The organism is Pseudomonas sp. St316, assembly GCF_018325905.1.
GTDB lineage: Bacteria > Pseudomonadota > Gammaproteobacteria > Pseudomonadales > Pseudomonadaceae > Aquipseudomonas.
Map to the genome: position 1 here is coordinate 3,657,136 of NZ_AP021901.1, position 16,187 is coordinate 3,673,322.

Here is a 16,187-nt window from a genome sequence, read left to right on the forward strand (position 1 = left end):
CAGGCAGAGACCGGACGTCCGCGTCCGGTCGCCGCGATACCTCAGGATTCCTTGCTGCAATCACGCGGGGTAATGCCTTTTTCCCGGGCGTACTGCTGCGAAGACGCTTCGATGATCGGCCGCAGCAAGGCGCGGTCGGCCTGGACCCAGTCACTGATCAGCTTCCACTGCGTACCGTCCCATTGCTGGAAGCGCACCGCACCACCGCCTTCATGGTCCGAGCACGACAACTGCAACGGCTGCACCAGGCCCAACGCCCCGAGCTCCTTGAGTCGGGCGTCGTCGAGCTTGAGGTTCTCGAAGCCCCAGCGCACTTGCTCGCCGGTCAGGGGTTGCTTGCCGAATTTCTGCTGGGCAATGCGCAGCGCTTCCACGTTAAGAATGCCGTTGACCACGCCGAGGTTGTAATACACCGTGCCGAAACGCTTGGGGTCGGCCAGGTCGCCATGGCCGGCGTCGACCACTTGTTTCTTGATGCCCTGCAACACCGGGAAATCCGTGCCCGATGGGTGCGTGGTGATCGCGATGAAACCCTTGGCCGCGGCACCGGCCGGCGCGGCATCATCCTCGGAATTGCTCCAGATATTGCCGATGATGTGATCGGCCGGGAAACCGACTTTCTGCGCGGTTTTCAGCGCCACCGGGTTCATCACGCCCCAACCGCGCAGGATCACCCAATCGGGTTTTTCCCGACGGATATTCAGCCATTGCGATTGTTGCTCGTTGCCCGGGTGCGGCACCTCCAGCAAGGTCAGCGCAAAGCCGTACTTGTCGGCCAGGGTTTGCAACACCTCGTTGGTTTCCTTGCCGTAGGGCGAGCCGTGATACAGGGTGACGATCTTCAGGCCCTTGAGTTTTTCCAGCCCGCCGGCCCGCTGGCCGATGTAATTGATGATCGCCGACACTTCGGAATACGGGTTCAACTGCAACGGGAAGACATAGGGAAACACGCTGCCATCGGTGGAGTCCGTGCGACCGTGGTTGATGGTGATCAGCGGCAGCTTGTCGGCCGTCGAACGCTCCAGCGTCGCGTAGGCAATACCCACCGACAACGGGTTGGTGGCCGCTGCTGGCGCGCCGTTCAAACCTTTCTTCAGGCGCTCGTAGCACTCGACGCCTTTTTCGACCACGTATTCGGTTTCGCACTCGCTCCACGTCAGCTTGACGCCGTTCACGCCGCCATTGGTGTTGACGTACTTGAGGTAGTCGATGAAGCCGCCAAAAAAACCGGTGCCGCCGGCCGCATAAGGGCCGACGCGATAGCTTTGCAGCGGGAAGTATTGTTCGTTGTCGGCCTGGACGGTGAAGGCCGCGGCGGTGAGGCTCAGGGCCAGTGCCAGGCGGCTGGCGAATGATCGTTTGAACATCGGATTTTCCTTGTTATGAAGCCATAGGTAAGCCAACAAAATGGAACTGCAAACCCGCGTTGTGCGGTTCGCTCAGTAGCGCAACGGCCACAGCCGAGCGCGCTGGCGAAATCTCTGCCAGAGGCGCGCAAGGCCCTCTGGTTCCTTGATCAGGAACAGAATGATCAGGGCGCCAAATATCATCTTCTGCAGGTTCTCCACCTGGCCGGCGTCCACCAGCCCACCGGGCAGCAGCGACACCAGGTTCGAGAGCAACACCGGGAACAGCACCATGAACGCCGCGCCCAGGAAGTTGCCCAGCAGGCTGCCGAGGCCGCCGATAATGATGATGAACAGGATCTGGAACGACCGATTGAGGTCGAAGCCGTGGGGCTCCACCGTACCCAGGTAAGCGAAGGCCCAGAGCGCGCCGGCCACGCCGAGGAAAAAACCGCTGATGGCGAACGCCAACAGCTTGGTTTTTGCCAATGCAATGCCGATGACTGCGGCGGCGGTGTCCATGTCGCGCACCGCCATCCAGTTGCGCCCCAACTCGCTGCGCACCAGGTTCTTGCCCAGCCAGAACAGCGCCACCACCACCGTCAGGGTCAGCAGATAGCGACCGGCCGGCGCGTCGAGGTTGACCCCGAAAACGTCCAGGCGCGGCGCGCTGATCACGCCCGAGGCGCTGTTATTGGAAAACCAGCTGAACCGAGTCAGCGCCCAGGTCACGAAGAACTGCGCCGCCAGGGTCGAGACCAGCAGGTAGAAACCCTTGATGCGCAGGCTTGGCAGGCCGAACAGCACCGCCACCAGCGCCGCCGTCAACCCGCCCAGGGCAATACTGACCAACAACGGCAAGCCCGCGAGCCGCACTTCGAGGTTGTAGGTGGCAAAGGCGCCCACCGCCATGAATGCCGCTGAACCGAGGGACAGCTGCCCGGCATAGCCAGTGAGCAAGTTGAGCCCCAACCCCGCCAGGGACAGCACCAGGAACGGAATCAGGATCGCGCTGAACCAGTAGTCATTGCCCAGCCAAGGCACCACGACGAAGGCAAACAGCAGCAACGCGACCAGCCCGTGACGGTCCTGGCGCAGCGCGAAGACCCGGCGGTCCTGGGCATAGCGGGTGTTGAACTGGCCTGCTTCTTGATAAAACATCATGCGTTCCCCTAAACCCGTTCGATGGCCCGTTCGCCAAACAACCCCGCTGGACGCACCAGCAAAAACAGCAACGCCAGCCCGTAGGGAAACCAGTTCTCGATGCCGCTGCCGATGAAGGGCCCGAGATAAACCTCCGCCAGCTTCTCCGAGGCGCCGATGATCAAGCCGCCGACAATCGCGCCGGTGATGGAGGTGAAGCCGCCGATGATCAGCACCGGCAAGGCCTTGAGCACCACCAGCGAGAGCGAGAACTGCACACCCAGGCGAGCACCCCAGAGCAGCCCGGCGACCAACCCGACAAACCCCGCCACCGCCCACACCACCACCCACACCCGCTGCAAGCGGATGCCCACGGCCAGTGCTGCCAGCGGGTCATCGGCCACCGCCCGCAACGACAGCCCAAGCCGGGTCTTGTTGAACAGCCAGGACAACAGCAACACCAGGAACGCCGCCGTCAGCGCGGCAAAAATGTCGAACTGCGACAACAACATCCCACCCAGTTCCAGCGGTTCATCACTGATGCCCAGTTCCAGGCCATGCACCTGGGCGCCCCACAGCGCCTGGGCGAACCCTTCGATGACGTAGGACAGCCCGAGGGTGGCCATGAACAGCGTGATCGGCGAGCGGTTGACCAACGGGCGCAGCACCACACGCTCCACGGCCACGGCGATCAACACCATGGCCGCCAGGCTGATGAGGAACGCCAGCCAGAACGGCACACCGCGTTCCAGCAGGCTGACGAAAGTCAACGCCGAGAACAGCACCATCGCGCCCTGGGCGAAATTGAACACCCCGGAGGCCTTGTAGATCAGCACAAAACCGATGGCCACCAAGGCGTACATCACCCCCGCCAACAACCCGCCGATCAATACTTCAAAGAAAAATTCCATGGTTATTCCTGTTCTGCGGGCGCAATTTGCCTGCCCTCCGTGGTGGGAAGGCATCGAATATCCAGTGTCAGTGGCGAGTGCCCAGGTAAGCCGAAATGACCTCGGGGTTCTGCCGCACTTCTTCGGGCGAGCCGTCGCCGATCTTGCGACCGTAATCGAGCACCACCACGTGGTCGCTGATGTCCATGACCACGCCGATATCGTGCTCGATCAACACCACGGTGGTGCCCAGTTCACGATTGATGTCGACGATGAAGCGGCTCATCTGCTGCTTCTCGTCGGCGTTCATCCCGGCCATGGGTTCGTCCAGCAACAACAGCCGAGGCTCCGCCGCCAGCGCACGGGCCAGCTCGACCCGCTTCTGCAAGCCATAGGGCAACGTGCCCACCAAGGTGTCGCGCCAGGGCTGCAAGTGCAGGAACGCGATGACGCGCTCGGCCGCTTCGCGCTGACGGTCATCCTCAGCCCCGGCGCGACCGATGCGCAGCGCCTGCTCGATCCAGGTGCTGCGCCGCTTGAGGTTGCGTCCGGTGAGCACGTTGTCGAGCACGCTCATGCCCTTGAACAGCGCGATATTCTGGAACGTGCGGGCGATGCCGCGCACCGCCACATCGTGGGGGCGCATCCGGCGCCGCTCCTGTCGATCAAAACGGATGCGCCCCTCCTGGGCCTGGTACACGCCGCTGATGACATTCAGCAGCGAACTTTTGCCAGCACCGTTGGGGCCGATCAAGGCGCAGATCTCACCGGTGGCGACGCGAAAGCTGATGTCGGTGACCGCCTTGACGCCTTTGAATGACAGTGAAATATGCTCCAGCTCCAGCAAATGCGTGTCGGCCGTCTGCGTCATGGGGTGTTACCTCTCAGGCCGGTTGCGACTGGAGCCCGGCCCAGTCATGGGTGGTTTGCTGCACAAGGTTCGTCGGTACTTCCCAGTGGGCCGCATCGCTCCACTGGCGAACCTGGATACCCAACGCCAGGAAAAATGCCTGGGTCTCGGGCGACAGGGCATCCCCCACCAGCAGCGGCGCGCGGGTCCGGGAAAACCCCAGCACATCGCGCAAAGGCCGACGCACCAGCCAGTTACCCAGGTGTTTTTGCAGAGGCCCGGCTGGCCCGCCAATGCCCAGTCCACCAGCCCACGCGCCCCACTGCCCGGCGCCGGCAAACGCTCCAGCGCATAACGGTGCAAACGCTCGTAGGTTTCACGTGTCCCGGCCACCAATGTCGGGCCCAGCTCGCGACGGTCGCGATCACGGGTCGCCAGATTCTCCGGAAAGTTCAGGCGAAAACCGGCGATCAACCAGGGCGCCAGCAAATAGCGGGCTTGGCCGCCCGAGGCAAACGCCCGTGCGGCCAATGCCTCTTCCTGCCGCCCCAGGCCTTCGCGCGTCACCAACCGCTGGCCCTCCTGCAACAGCTCGGCGTGGCTGACGCGTTGCTCTTCAATTACCTGCCCAGCCCTGCGATAAAAGACAAAGGCGGTTTGCAGCACTCGCCCTTGCGGTGCCCGTTCATTGGTTGGCTGCTCGGCAACCAGCGCGGCGTAATCCAGCGCTTGAACGAATGGCGTCGAATCGGCCAGGCCACGCTTGTCGAGATAAACCAGCACACGTGCAGCCACCTGTGCCGCACGCAGACGCAGCATCTCTTCCAGCCCTTCGACCAGGACGAAATCCGGCTGCAGCGTGCCGAGCAGTTGCACCTGTTCGGCCGCCCCCTCCAGCGGATCGAACAGGCTCGCCACACCACCCAGCCACTGCGCGGCCAAGGCTGCAAGCAGCGCCTGCGGCCTGGGGCGGCTGATGATCGTCAGGGTCGCGCCCGCCGAAAAACCGCGGGCTTGCAGGGCACTCGCCAAACGGCGTACCTCATCGGCCACTTGCACCCAGCTGCGCGCCTGCCAGACACCCAAGTGCTTGTGGCGCAGCGCGACATCCGCGCCCTGCCGATGCGCCTGTTGCTGCAGCCACTGGGGCAAGCTGGCCGGTGCCGCGTCAGGTGTGTCGGTGAGCGTGCCCATGCTGCCTCCCGCGCCTAAGCGACTGCCGCCGTTTTGGCTGCCACTTTGCGTTGCTCCAGCTCACGCACCAGCGGCAGGACCTTACGGCCGAAATACTCGACTTCTTCCTGGAAGTGCAGGAAGCCGGCGAGCACCAGATCCACACCCACGGCCTTGAGCGCGACGATACGTTCGGCGATCTGCTGCGGCGTGCCAATCAGGTTGGTCTTGAAGCCATCGTTGTACTGCACCAGGTCCTCGAAGCTGGACTTGGCCCAGTTACCCTCGCCTTCCGGGCTGGACTTGCCGGCCTGCTTCGCCGCATCGCCAAAGGCATTGACGGCCTCGGGATCGGCCTGATCGATGATCTGCGCAAGCACCGCCCGCGCCTCTTCTTCGGTGTCGCGAGCAATGACGAAGGCGTTCACACCGACCTTGACCTTGTGATTGTTGGCTGCGGCTTTTGCCTGGAGGTCATCGATCTGCGCCTTGACGCCTTCCACGGTATTGCCGTTGGTGAAGTACCAGTCCGATACCCGGGCGGCCATGTCCCGTGCCGCACGCGAGCTGCCGCCCTGGAAGATTTCCGGGTGCTGCTGCAGTGGTTTTGGCTTGAGGGTGTAGTCGTGGAAGCGGTAGAAATCACCCCGTAAGGTGAAGTTGTCGGTGGTCCAGATGCCCTTGAGCGCGGTGATGAACTCTTCGGAACGGCGATAGCGCTCATCGTGCTCCAACCATGGCTCGCCGATGGCGGTGAACTCGCCCTTGAACCAACCCGACACGATGTTGACCGCCACCCGGCCGCCGGTCAGGTGATCGATGGTTGCGATCTGCTTGGCCAACACCGACGGCGTCCACGGCCCAGGCAACACTGCGGCGATGACTTTCAGGCGCGTGGTGACGGCCAGCAAGGCATGACTGAACGCCACGGACTCATGCTGGTATTCGGCGCCGTAACCGGCGGTAAAGCGCACTTGGGACAGGGCGTAGTCGAAGCCGGCCGCCTCAGCGATCTGGGCCAGCTTGCGGTTGTAGTCGATGCCCCAGTCGGTGCGTTGCTCGATTTTGCTGACCACCAGCCCACCACTGACGTTGGGCACCCAGTAGGCAAATTTGATCGGGTCCTGGCTCATTGCATGTACTCCATGGCTCGTTTTGAAAGGAAGAAATTGATCAGGCGGCACTGGCGTCGCGGCGAACGCTCGGGACCAGGCTCAGCAACGCCGACTCGACGGCGCGCTCGATACGCTCCAGCACCTGCGCGCTGGAGATCTGGTAGTGGGTGAAATCGGTTTCGCTGGCATAGACCCCCACTGGCAGGCTCAGGGCCTGGAAGAAGCCGAACAGGGGTCGTAGTTGGTGATCGATGATCAAGGCATGGCGATCCGAGCCCCCCGTCGCGGCCAGCAGCACCGGTACATTCTTGAGGGCTTCGTGATGAACAAAATCGAACAGGTGCTTGAACAGCCCGGTGTACGAGGCCCGATACACCGGACTGGCGGCGATCAGCAGATCAGCCGACTCAATGGCCCGCAGGTCATCCTGCACGGCAACCGGCAACGCCTCGCGACGCAAGACCCCGGCGAACTGTGGGCCGACCTTGGCCAGTTCGATCAAACGCAACTCGATCGGCAGTTGCTGCCCGAGCCTGTCGACCAATGCCTGGAGCAGGACCAGCGTGCGTGACGGGTGCTGCACGCTGCCTGACACCGCTACCACTTTGAATTGCTTGCTCATCGCTTACCCCATGCCTGGAGACGCCACCTCAGCGTCTGCACATGGTGTAGAGCAGCAACCGTGCCACTTGAATATTTCCTTAATAATCAGTGTATTAGAAACTATACCAAATCACTTCACTGTCGCTCGACGGACAAGCTGTTGATCCACTGTTGCCTGGCGAACACCTGCCGCGCCGACGTCCGTGGCAGCAACTGTTGCCCGGCACACAGTTGCGCAACAGATTGTTCGCGGCCAGGACAGTCCTTTCACTGATGAACACCGTATAGGTCCCGTATTTACGGGCGTTGGGCCTCGGGCATGGACTGTGCAATGACCGTTGGCACCGGCAGGTCTTTCCCCCTGCCCGCCCACTCGTCATCCAGAAGGAACATCAACATGACCGCACAGCAACAACACCTGCCGCCGATCCTTTCCACCGGCGCCGACTATGAGCCCTTGGCCGAACGCTTTCGGCCGATCTTTGCACGTATCCAGGCCGGCGCCCTGGAGCGTGAGCAGACGCGCAGCCTGCCCTTTGAACAGGTGAAATGGCTGAAGGAAGCAGCCTTCGGCGCCATCCGCGTACCGGTCGAATATGGCGGCGCCGGGGCTTCGTTGCCACAACTGCTGCAACTGCTGATCGAACTGGCCGAAGCCGATTCCAACCTGCCCCAGGCGCTGCGCGGGCACTTTGCATTTGTCGAGGACCGCCTCAACGCCCACGCCAGCAGCCCACAAGACATCTGGTTCAAGCGCTTCGTCGAAGGCGAACTGGTGGGCAATGCCTGGACTGAAGTTGGCGCGGTGAAAATCGGTGAAGTCATTACCCGGGTTTCCCGGCGGGGCGATCAATGGGTCGTCAATGGCACCAAGTACTACAGCACCGGCAGTATCTTCGCCGACTGGATCGACGTGTATGCCCAGCGCGACGACAACGGCGCCGACGTGATTGCCGCCGTGCGCGTGCACCAGCCGGGCGTCAAGCAAAGCGACGACTGGGACGGTTTTGGCCAACGCACCACCGGTAGCGGGACATCGCTGTTCGAGAATGCGTTGGTCGAAGAGCAAAATCTCATCGACTTCTCCACCCGTTTCAAATACCAGACGGCGTTTTATCAACTGGTCCTGCTCGCCGTGCTGACCGGTGCCGGCCGCGCTGCGGTTCATGACATTACCGAGCAAGTCCGCAAACGCACGCGGGTCTTCAGCACCGGCAATGCCAGCGCAGTGAGCCAGGACGTGCAGGTGCAGCAAGTGGTCGGTAGGGCCTCGGCCCAGGTCTATGCCGCCGAAGCCACCACCCTGCGAGCCGCGAGCGCCTCCCAACGCGCCTACGAAAGCCGCTTCAGTCAGAACGCCGAGACCGAACACACCGCCAACATCGCCGCCGAACTGGAATCGGCCCAGGCCCAGGTGGTCATCTCCGACCTCGTGCTGCGCGCCACCAGCGACCTGTTCAATGCCCTTGGTGCCTCGGCCACCAGCACCAGCAAGGCCCTTGACCGCCACTGGCGCAACGCCCGCACCGCCGCCTCGCACAATCCGCTGATCTACAAGGAACGCATTATTGGTGATTGGGAAATCAACGGTACGCAACCGCCGTATGTCTGGCAGATTGGCGGGGGGTCTAAGCAGCAGTGAGTGCTTGGGTTTGGTAGGACCGCGTTTCTTCTGTGGGAGCGAGCTCGCTCGCGATGGCGGTGGTTCATTCAGTTACATGGATGTTGAGCTTGCTGACCTCATCGCGAGCAAGCTCCCTCCCACAGGGGACCGGGGCCGGACACAAGTGCAGTGAACACTCGCAGCCCACTGTGGGAGCGAGCGTGCTCACGATGGCGGCGTTACAGTCGACGATGATATTGAATGTGCTGGGCTCGCTGCACCCGACCAATTGCCGACCTTTTCACAAAGCCGGCAGGAACTCATCCCAGAGGACCAGAACACTGGCATCATGCGTTTTTCCTTACACTCATGGAGTGACTGTGACGAATCTATATGCCGCCCCTGAGTTTGCACCCACCGCCTCTTTTTCGCCCTACCGCTTCTTTCCCCGGCTCGGGATGTTTGTGCTTGCGACCGTGATAGTCTTCCTGGCAGCCGTGCCCGAGGTCCTTTTCGTACCCGCGGACATGCAAGCCTACCTGACGTTCACGACCACCTCAGGTCTTACCGCACTCGCCCTGCTCGCTCTCTTCGCCTGGCAATACCGCTCCGATGCGCGCACTCAATGGCGTGGTCATTACATCGGCCAACCGCTGCGGTGGGGCGCGCTTGGCATCGTGGGTTCCTACCTGTTTTTCGGGGTCGCCGCCTTCGTGCTGGGGTTGCCGCGAGAAGTGTTCATGGCCGAGCTTCTGGACGGGCTCAACGGTTGGCAGGCCACGCTCAAGATCGCCTCGCTGATCGTGCTGCCGCCCATTGCCGAAGAATTGTTTTTCCGCCATTACATGCTCCGACTGTTTCCCTACGAGAACAGCCGTGCCTGGACATGGATCGCAGTCATCGTCACCTCAGCCATCTTCGCCGGCATGCACATCCAATACGGGAACTGGCTGACTGTCGTGTTGATCTTCGCTTGTGGCGGCGTGCTCGCCGCCGCCAGAGTGGTCAGCGGCGGCCTGCTGGTTCCCGTGCTCCTGCATTCGTTGGCAGAAATGGTTGCACTGACCAGCGACAAGTCTTTCACCCTGATGGGGCTTTACGGTTGAGTCAGCCCAAGGCGAGGCTATGATTCACGAACCTCAGCACCCCAGACAAGGGCAATAATGAACACTCACGCAACGTGCCTCGGACTGCTTGTCTTGTCGCTCCCCTTCCTGTGCGAGCCCATCCAGGCCTCGACGTGGCAGATCTGCCGCCTGGAGCTGCGTATCGTCGAGGTCCTGAAACAACCCTACCCGCAGCTTCGGGCGCAGATTGTGAAAGTCAGGCCGAAATCCACCTCGGTGGAGTGTCCCGCGCAAGGTTCATCGCTCACCTTTACCCCGGAAACCCCGGACTACCAAGCCACGCTCCCCCGTCGGCAATGGCCTGCGAAAGGACAGTCGGTACAGGTCGACTACCGCTACCTGGATGGCGTCTGTAAAGGTGACGGCAATTCGTATGCGTGTCGTATCAAGCACTACCCGGTGGTGGGGCGGTAATCAGGTGATCGAAGCCCGAGGCATTGCGCAAGTCGGTGGAGTAACAGGCGGCCTCATCGCGAGCAGGCTCGCTCCCACAGGGAATTGCGAGTGCTCTCAGCATTCCTGCTCGCCACAAATCCCTTGTGGGAGCGAGCCTGCTCGCGATGGCGTCGGCTCCATGCTGCCCACAACATTCGGACACGCCACAAAACCCTGTGGGAGCGAGCCTGCTCGCGATGGCGTCGGCTCCATGCTGCCCACAACATTCGGACACGCCACAAAACCCTGTGGGAGCGAGCCTGCTCGCGATGGCGTCGGCTCCATGCTGCCCACAACATTCGGACACGCCATAAAACCCTGTGGGAGCGAGCTTGCTCGCGATGACGTCGGCACAGCCAACCCCAATGCGACTTAAGCCAACAGCTCAGTGATCCACCGCACCTGCCGTGTAATGTCTTGCAGCTTCTCTTGCGGCACGGCTTGCCGCGCCTTGGCGAAGCTGGTGAGGGTCTTTTGCTTCTGGCGCAGCAGACGCTGCCACTTGGCCACGAAGATCGGGGTGCGGGCTTGCATCTGCAGCGGGCCGAAGTACAGCTGCTCGGCGGTATACGTCACCGGTCCGGCGCGCTCGGCGACGATGATCTCGTAGTAAAAGCGGTTTTCCCGCAGCACTTCCTCGCAGAGGATGCGGTAGTCGTTCTCCATCAGCCATTGGCGCAACGGTTGTTCACCGCCATTGGGCTGCAGGATCAGCCGCTCGTGCCCGCTCAACCGCGCTTTGCCGCTGTCCAGGATGTCGCGGATCGTTTCACCGCCCATGCCACAGAGGCTGATCGCCGTGATGCCGTCTTCCGGCTCGATCGCCGCCAGGCCATTGGCCAGGCGCACGCTGATCTGCTGTTCCAGGCCGTTCTGCCCAACGGTGCGTTCGGCGGCGCAAAACGGCGTTAGCGCCACCTCCCCAGCCACCGCCATCGCGATGGCGCCACGGCGCAGCAAAGCCACCGGCAGGTAAGCGTGATCCGAGCCAATATCGGCCAGGCGCGCGCCCACCGGCATATGCGCCGCCACGCGCTCCAGGCGCATGGACAAGGTCTGTTCGTTCAACTGCAGTTCCCTGGTTTAATCGTAGAACGGCTCAACCGCCGTCCGGCTGCCGACAAAAAAACTGTCCGCGACCAACCGCAGCGGCTGCAGGTCCATGTCGCTGGTTTGGTTGGCAATCAGTTGCTGAAAATGTCGATACACCGCCGCGTACTCGCCTTCCTCGGATACGGCCTGGCCCACGCCGTCGATGCTCAACAGCGCACCGCCGTTGTCCAGGCGCAGAACGCCCTCGGCGCAGCGAATCTCGATGCTCCAGAGCTCGTCATGACCATGGTCGAAATCGAACTCCGCACGCACATCGAGGTGGCGCGCGTCGGCCATCTTGATGCTGGCGGCAATCGGCGACTGGCAGTTGTCCGGCACGCGCAACTCGGCGGACTCCACGAACAGCGGCAACGCCAGCAGATGGGTCACAATCGACAAGGCATTGATACCCGGATCGAAGACGCCCAGGCCGCCGGGTTGCCAGATCCATGCCTGGCCGGGGTGCCACTTGCGCACGTCTTCCTTCCAGTCGATCTGCACGCTCTGCAAGGTGCGACTGGCCAGCCAGTCACGGGCGGCTTCAATGCCCGGCGCGTAACGCGAATGCCAGGCGAACAGGCCGCTGACGCCTTGCTCGCGGACCTGCTCCACCAAGGCCATGGCTTCTCCCAGAGTGGCGCACGGCGGCTTTTCCACCAGCACGTGTTTGCCTGCCGCCAGCGCCTGTTGCACCAGGGCGAAGCGACCTTGTGGCGGCGTGCAAAACGCAATTGCATCGACCTGCGGGCCGTGTTCGAGCAGCTCGCCCAGGGACCGGAAGTTCTCTACCCCGGCGCAGGGCTGCCCTTGCGTGGCGACCGCCACCAGTTGGAACGCGGGGTTGGCGTGGATGGCTGGGACGTGTTGATCCTGGGCAATCTTGCCGTAGCCCACCAGCCCGAGACGAATCGGTTGCATCGATGACTCCTGATTTTTGTACTTGTGATCGGGCAGCAAACTAGACGCAAATCGGCCGGCGGACAATGGGGACCGTGCAGTATCCCTACGATTGTCCTGCGCAATTGGGCAACAGCCGTGCAGCAAAGACATCAGTTCTGCCGCGGCTCGCTGGCTGCCGTCACGACGTTGGTCACCCGGCCGAAGAAGGGTTCCAGCCGCTCACGCGGCGCGTCGTGCTCCACCACCAGGGTGGCGACCTCTTCGCAGGAGGCCACCTGATAGTGGGCAACGCTGGACAGCTTCTCGTTGGTCACCGCCGCGATCACCTGCCCGCTTGCCGCGACCACCGCGCGCTTGAACTCCGCGTCGTCCAGGCCAAACGCCGTGACGCCATTGTCCGGATCGATGGCGCAGGCGCCGAGGACACACACGTCGAAACTGAATTGGCGCAATTGCTGGACCGCCGTCAGCCCGATCACACCACCCGCGGTTGAACTCAAGCGGCCACCCAGCAGGATGACCTCGGCGCGGGGCAGCTTCATCAACTGAACGGCAATCAGCGGCGAATTGGTGGTGAGGGTCAGTTGAAGTTGCGGGTCGATGGCGCAGGCGACAGCCAGGTTGGTCGACCCAGCGTCGATAAACACGTGCTGCCCCGCACGCAGCAGCGCAGCGGCCGCTCGACCAAGACTGCCCTTGCGCGCCGGGTCTTTGCGCACGCGTACGTCCAACGGCCCTTCGACAGCGGGCAAGAGTATTGCGCCGCCATAAACGCGCTTGCACACCCCCGCCGCTGCCAATGCACCCAAATCACGCCGTATCGAGTGCTCGGACACATTGAATTCGCTGGCCAAATCAGCCGCGATCACCCGGCCATAGCGGGCAAGACGCTGGCTGATCAATTGCTGGCGTTCGCCAGGGAACGCTTCGTGAGGAGAAGTCATGAGGCTACAACCTGCATAAACGAGCACTAATGATCACAAACGAGCAAATAGTGCCGGTTATGCAAGAAGGCGTCAAACCCCTCGTTCAAGCGGGCTGCCAAACGTTAAAGGTCAAGCGGCCCCAGGAACATTCGTGCCCATGCCCGAGGGCAGGAAAGGTCGAATCTCGTCGATTTCCTCGGCGCTGAGACGTAGCTGTGCGCCGGCAATCAGTCCATCGACCTGCCCGGGACGGCGGGCTCCGACGATGGCGCCGGTGACCACCGGTTTGCGCAGTACCCAGGCGATGGCGACGGCCGCCGCGCTCACCCCGTGCCGTTCACCGATACCGGCCAAAACCTCGACCAGCGCCAGGTTCGCAGTCAAGCGAGGCTCCTGGAAGTCCGCACTTCGGGCCTTGCGCCAATCGTCATCGGGCAATTGGGCGATGCGCTCGCGCGTCATGCTCCCGGAAAGCAATCCCGATTGAAGGGTGGAATAAGCCAAGACCCCCATTCCCGCCTCCTCGCAAAATGGCAACACATCTTCCTCAATGTCTCGCATCAGGGCTGAGTAAGGCGGTTGGAGAGAGACGATCTCGGTCACCGCCTGGGCCCGTTTGAGTTGCACGACATCGAAATTGGAGACACCGATAGCGCGAATTTTTCCCTGTTCGCGCGCAGTGGCCAACGCCGAAAGCGCCCTCTCGATGCCTTCACTGCTGCCGTCGGCAGGAAAGGCCGGCCAGTGAATCTGATAAAGGTCGATGGTTTCGACTTGCAGCCGGCGCAAACTTGCCTCGACCTCGGCGAGCAGCGATTGAGGCGCCAGCGAGTGTGAGATCAACTGGGTGACCGGGTCCCAGACCAGACTCCCCTTGGTGAACACCAACGGACGCCGTGAAGCTGGCACCCGATGCAACAATTGCCCAACCAGTTGCTCGGCGTGGCCCAAGCCATAAACCGCCGCTGTGTCGATCCAGTTCACACCGCGCTCGACGGCATATTCAAGGGCGCCCAGGCTGTCCTCGTCGTCCTGCGCGCCCCAGCTGTATTCCCAGCCGGCGCCAGCAATGGCCCAGGTTCCCAGGCCAATGGGCGAAATCAGAAAGTCCGATGATCCAAGACGATTCTTTTGCATAGCGAGTTCTCCACGGATGAGGGTGGCCAGTATCCGGGAGCACTCTCATGGCGATAAGATAGGTAATCGTATTTGAACTACTGAACACTGCTCATGAATCAGTACCCCGATCTTTGCGAACTGGATGCCTTTGCGGCCGTCGCTCGCCATCGCAGCTTTCGCAAGGCCGCCGACGAGCGTGGCGTTTCGGCTTCTGCATTGAGTCACGCGATGCGTGCACTGGAAGCACGCCTGGGTGTCAGGCTGCTCAATCGGACCACGCGCAGCGTGACTCCGACCGAGGCCGGCCACCAACTATTGGCAACGCTGGCCCCTTCCCTGCAGCAGGTTGCCGATGCACTGGCGCAACTGACCTCGATGCAGCAAGTGCCTGCCGGCAAGCTTCGTCTCAACGTGGCGCGTCCGGCGGCGCGTGCGGTATTTGCGAAAGTGCTCGCGCCATTCGTGGCCAGGTATCCACGCATTCAACTGGACCTGGTCACCGATGACGGCTTGACCGACATCGTCAACGGCGGGTTTGACGCTGGCGTACGTTTTGGCGAAAGCCTGGCCGGCGACATGATCGCCGTCCCTGTCGGCCCCCCTCAATCATTCGTGACCGTCGCTTCACAGGCTTACCTGGCCGCAAAGGGAGTCGTCCAGGCCCCACGCGACTTGCTCGACCACGCCTGTATCGCCCGACGCTTTCCCAGCGGCAAACTCTATGCCTGGGAGTATCAGTCAGAAGGGCAACCGATCCGCTTGTCCGTCACCGGCCCGCTCATTCTTGAAGACGATGCGCTGATGATCCAGGCGGCGAAAGATGGCGCCGGGATTGCCTACGTCTACGAAGAGCTGGTGTGCGATGAGCTGCGCAATGGGCAACTCACGGAACTGCTTGCACAATGGAAAGCCCCGCCAAGCCGGTTTTTTCTCTATTACCCCAGCCGACGCCATGTGCCACCGGCCCTGAAAGCGCTCATCGAGTTCATCCGGGCGGACGATTGCCCAACCTGAAACCAGACAAAAAAAGCCCCGCGACCGAAGACGGTGCGGGGCAAGGGAATTGGTTGGTTGCGGCCAACCAAAGGAGCACGGTGAAAAACGTTTACGGGCCGGTCAGATGCATTCCTGTGCGGCGCGTTCAAAACTCGAAGGCAAGAGGTTGGAGGCCAGCAAATGTCGCTCGTAGATGAACACCTTGCCGCCACTGCCGGCCTTGTAGGCTTCCAACACGTTGTCTGCCGAGACTTTGCTCGGCACCACGATGCGGTAGCTGCGCTGGGTCTGCGAGACCATCGGGTTCAAGGCACTGCCCTGCAATTTCGGCACGACGCATTCTGCGTATTGGGCCGGCGTCTTGCGGGTCTGCAACGTCAGGGTCGGGTCGTTCGGCGCCGAGGCACAACCGGCCAGCCACAACGGGGAAAACGCCAGGGGAAGCAAAAATAAACGGCGCATGGATGGGGTCCTGAAAATAAAAGAGTGGGCTGCGTGTTCGATGGCGCTGATTTTCCAATGATTGCCGGCAAAGCAGAACTTGCATTTGGTAATGGTCACTATTACTCCTAGCAATAGTTGCAAGCCGAAAAAGACTGATGAGGTATAGCCATGAGAACGTTTGATCTGATTCGCGACGCGGTATTGCCCGACTTCCGTGAGCGGGTGGCCGATTACCTGATCCAGTACGAAAGCGTGCTGTTGAGCAGCATTGAACCCGACCCGGAGCTCAGGCGCGCCACGGCCAATCAACTGCGCGGTTATCTGCGCGGGTTGAACACCACTCGGGTATTGGGCATGGCGGATTGGGAGGAGCTGGATCGGCGGGTGGTGGATACGTGGCTTTAGCGTCCGGCCAAGAACAGGCC

The 16,187-nt window shown here is 61.9% G+C and carries 16 protein-coding genes and 1 pseudogene; 5 read left to right on the plus strand and 12 right to left on the minus strand.

The annotated features are described in order from the left end of the window. Positions 1 to 41 precede the first annotated feature (41 nt). From KI237_RS16250 to msuE, 7 genes and pseudogenes are all read right to left on the minus strand, one after another. A complete protein-coding gene (locus KI237_RS16250) occupies positions 42 to 1,367 on the minus strand; it encodes an ABC transporter substrate-binding protein (RefSeq protein WP_212796113.1) in 1,326 nt (441 codons plus the stop codon). 72 nt (positions 1,368 to 1,439) lie between these two features. Continuing rightward, entirely contained in the window at positions 1,440 to 2,507 is a 1,068-nt protein-coding gene (locus tag KI237_RS16255) for a branched-chain amino acid ABC transporter permease (RefSeq protein ID WP_212800628.1), read from the minus strand. Positions 2,508 to 2,518: 11 nt separating this feature from the next. Further along, positions 2,519 to 3,400, minus strand: a complete 882-nt coding sequence (locus KI237_RS16260) for a branched-chain amino acid ABC transporter permease (RefSeq protein ID WP_212796114.1) — start codon at positions 3,398 to 3,400, stop codon at positions 2,519 to 2,521. 67 nt (positions 3,401 to 3,467) lie between these two features. Beyond that, positions 3,468 to 4,250, minus strand: coding sequence for an ABC transporter ATP-binding protein (locus KI237_RS16265; protein ID WP_212796115.1), 783 nt, complete (start codon positions 4,248 to 4,250; stop codon positions 3,468 to 3,470). 13 nt (positions 4,251 to 4,263) lie between these two features. Further along, positions 4,264 to 5,423 (minus strand): annotated as a pseudogene (locus tag KI237_RS16270) (AMP-binding protein). Between the two features lie 14 nt (positions 5,424 to 5,437). Next, entirely contained in the window at positions 5,438 to 6,535 is a 1,098-nt protein-coding gene (sfnG, locus tag KI237_RS16275; protein WP_212796116.1) for a dimethylsulfone monooxygenase SfnG, read from the minus strand. A gap of 40 nt (positions 6,536 to 6,575) precedes the next feature. Next, the gene (msuE, locus tag KI237_RS16280) at positions 6,576 to 7,139 is read right to left on the minus strand and encodes an FMN reductase (RefSeq protein ID WP_212796117.1); all 564 of its coding nucleotides are present in this window, start codon (positions 7,137 to 7,139) and stop codon (positions 6,576 to 6,578) included. 378 nt (positions 7,140 to 7,517) lie between these two features. On the opposite strand from msuE, the gene KI237_RS16285 reads away from it, so the two are divergent. The 3 genes from KI237_RS16285 to KI237_RS16295 all read left to right on the plus strand — a co-directional run bounded on the left by KI237_RS16285 (position 7,518) and on the right by KI237_RS16295 (position 10,264). After that, positions 7,518 to 8,762 carry an acyl-CoA dehydrogenase family protein gene (locus KI237_RS16285; protein ID WP_212796118.1) on the plus strand — a complete coding sequence of 415 codons (1,245 nt, stop codon included), beginning with the start codon at positions 7,518 to 7,520 and terminating at the stop codon, positions 8,760 to 8,762. A 341-nt stretch (positions 8,763 to 9,103) separates the two neighbouring features. After that, positions 9,104 to 9,829: a CPBP family intramembrane glutamic endopeptidase gene (locus tag KI237_RS16290; protein WP_249410618.1), complete on the plus strand. Its 726-nt coding sequence runs from the start codon at positions 9,104 to 9,106 to the stop codon at positions 9,827 to 9,829. 57 nt (positions 9,830 to 9,886) lie between these two features. Beyond that, positions 9,887 to 10,264, plus strand: coding sequence for a hypothetical protein (locus KI237_RS16295; RefSeq protein ID WP_212796119.1), 378 nt, complete (start codon positions 9,887 to 9,889; stop codon positions 10,262 to 10,264). A gap of 393 nt (positions 10,265 to 10,657) precedes the next feature. On the opposite strand, the gene KI237_RS16300 is transcribed toward KI237_RS16295, so the two are convergent. The 4 genes from KI237_RS16300 to KI237_RS16315 form a co-directional block, all read right to left on the minus strand. Then, positions 10,658 to 11,353 carry a tRNA (adenine(22)-N(1))-methyltransferase gene (locus KI237_RS16300; RefSeq protein ID WP_212796120.1) on the minus strand — a complete coding sequence of 232 codons (696 nt, stop codon included), beginning with the start codon at positions 11,351 to 11,353 and terminating at the stop codon, positions 10,658 to 10,660. A gap of 15 nt (positions 11,354 to 11,368) precedes the next feature. Then, positions 11,369 to 12,295, minus strand: coding sequence for a Gfo/Idh/MocA family protein (locus KI237_RS16305; RefSeq protein ID WP_212796121.1), 927 nt, complete (start codon positions 12,293 to 12,295; stop codon positions 11,369 to 11,371). A gap of 131 nt (positions 12,296 to 12,426) precedes the next feature. After that, positions 12,427 to 13,221, minus strand: coding sequence for a DeoR/GlpR family DNA-binding transcription regulator (locus KI237_RS16310; protein WP_212796122.1), 795 nt, complete (start codon positions 13,219 to 13,221; stop codon positions 12,427 to 12,429). Between the two features lie 111 nt (positions 13,222 to 13,332). Then, complete coding sequence (locus KI237_RS16315; RefSeq protein WP_212796123.1) at positions 13,333 to 14,340, minus strand: aldo/keto reductase; 1,008 nt, start codon at positions 14,338 to 14,340, stop codon at positions 13,333 to 13,335. A 93-nt stretch (positions 14,341 to 14,433) separates the two neighbouring features. Between KI237_RS16315 and KI237_RS16320 the strand changes: the two genes are divergently transcribed. Beyond that, on the plus strand, positions 14,434 to 15,336 hold the full coding sequence (locus KI237_RS16320; protein ID WP_212796124.1) for a LysR family transcriptional regulator: 903 nt from the start codon (positions 14,434 to 14,436) through the stop codon (positions 15,334 to 15,336). 102 nt (positions 15,337 to 15,438) lie between these two features. On the opposite strand, the gene KI237_RS16325 is transcribed toward KI237_RS16320, so the two are convergent. Next, positions 15,439 to 15,780, minus strand: a complete 342-nt coding sequence (locus tag KI237_RS16325; protein ID WP_212796125.1) for a YajG family lipoprotein — start codon at positions 15,778 to 15,780, stop codon at positions 15,439 to 15,441. Between the two features lie 150 nt (positions 15,781 to 15,930). Here KI237_RS16325 and KI237_RS16330 point away from each other — a divergent pair, with 150 nt between their 5' ends. After that, complete coding sequence (locus KI237_RS16330) at positions 15,931 to 16,167, plus strand: hypothetical protein (protein ID WP_212796126.1); 237 nt, start codon at positions 15,931 to 15,933, stop codon at positions 16,165 to 16,167. Positions 16,168 to 16,187 lie beyond the last annotated feature (20 nt).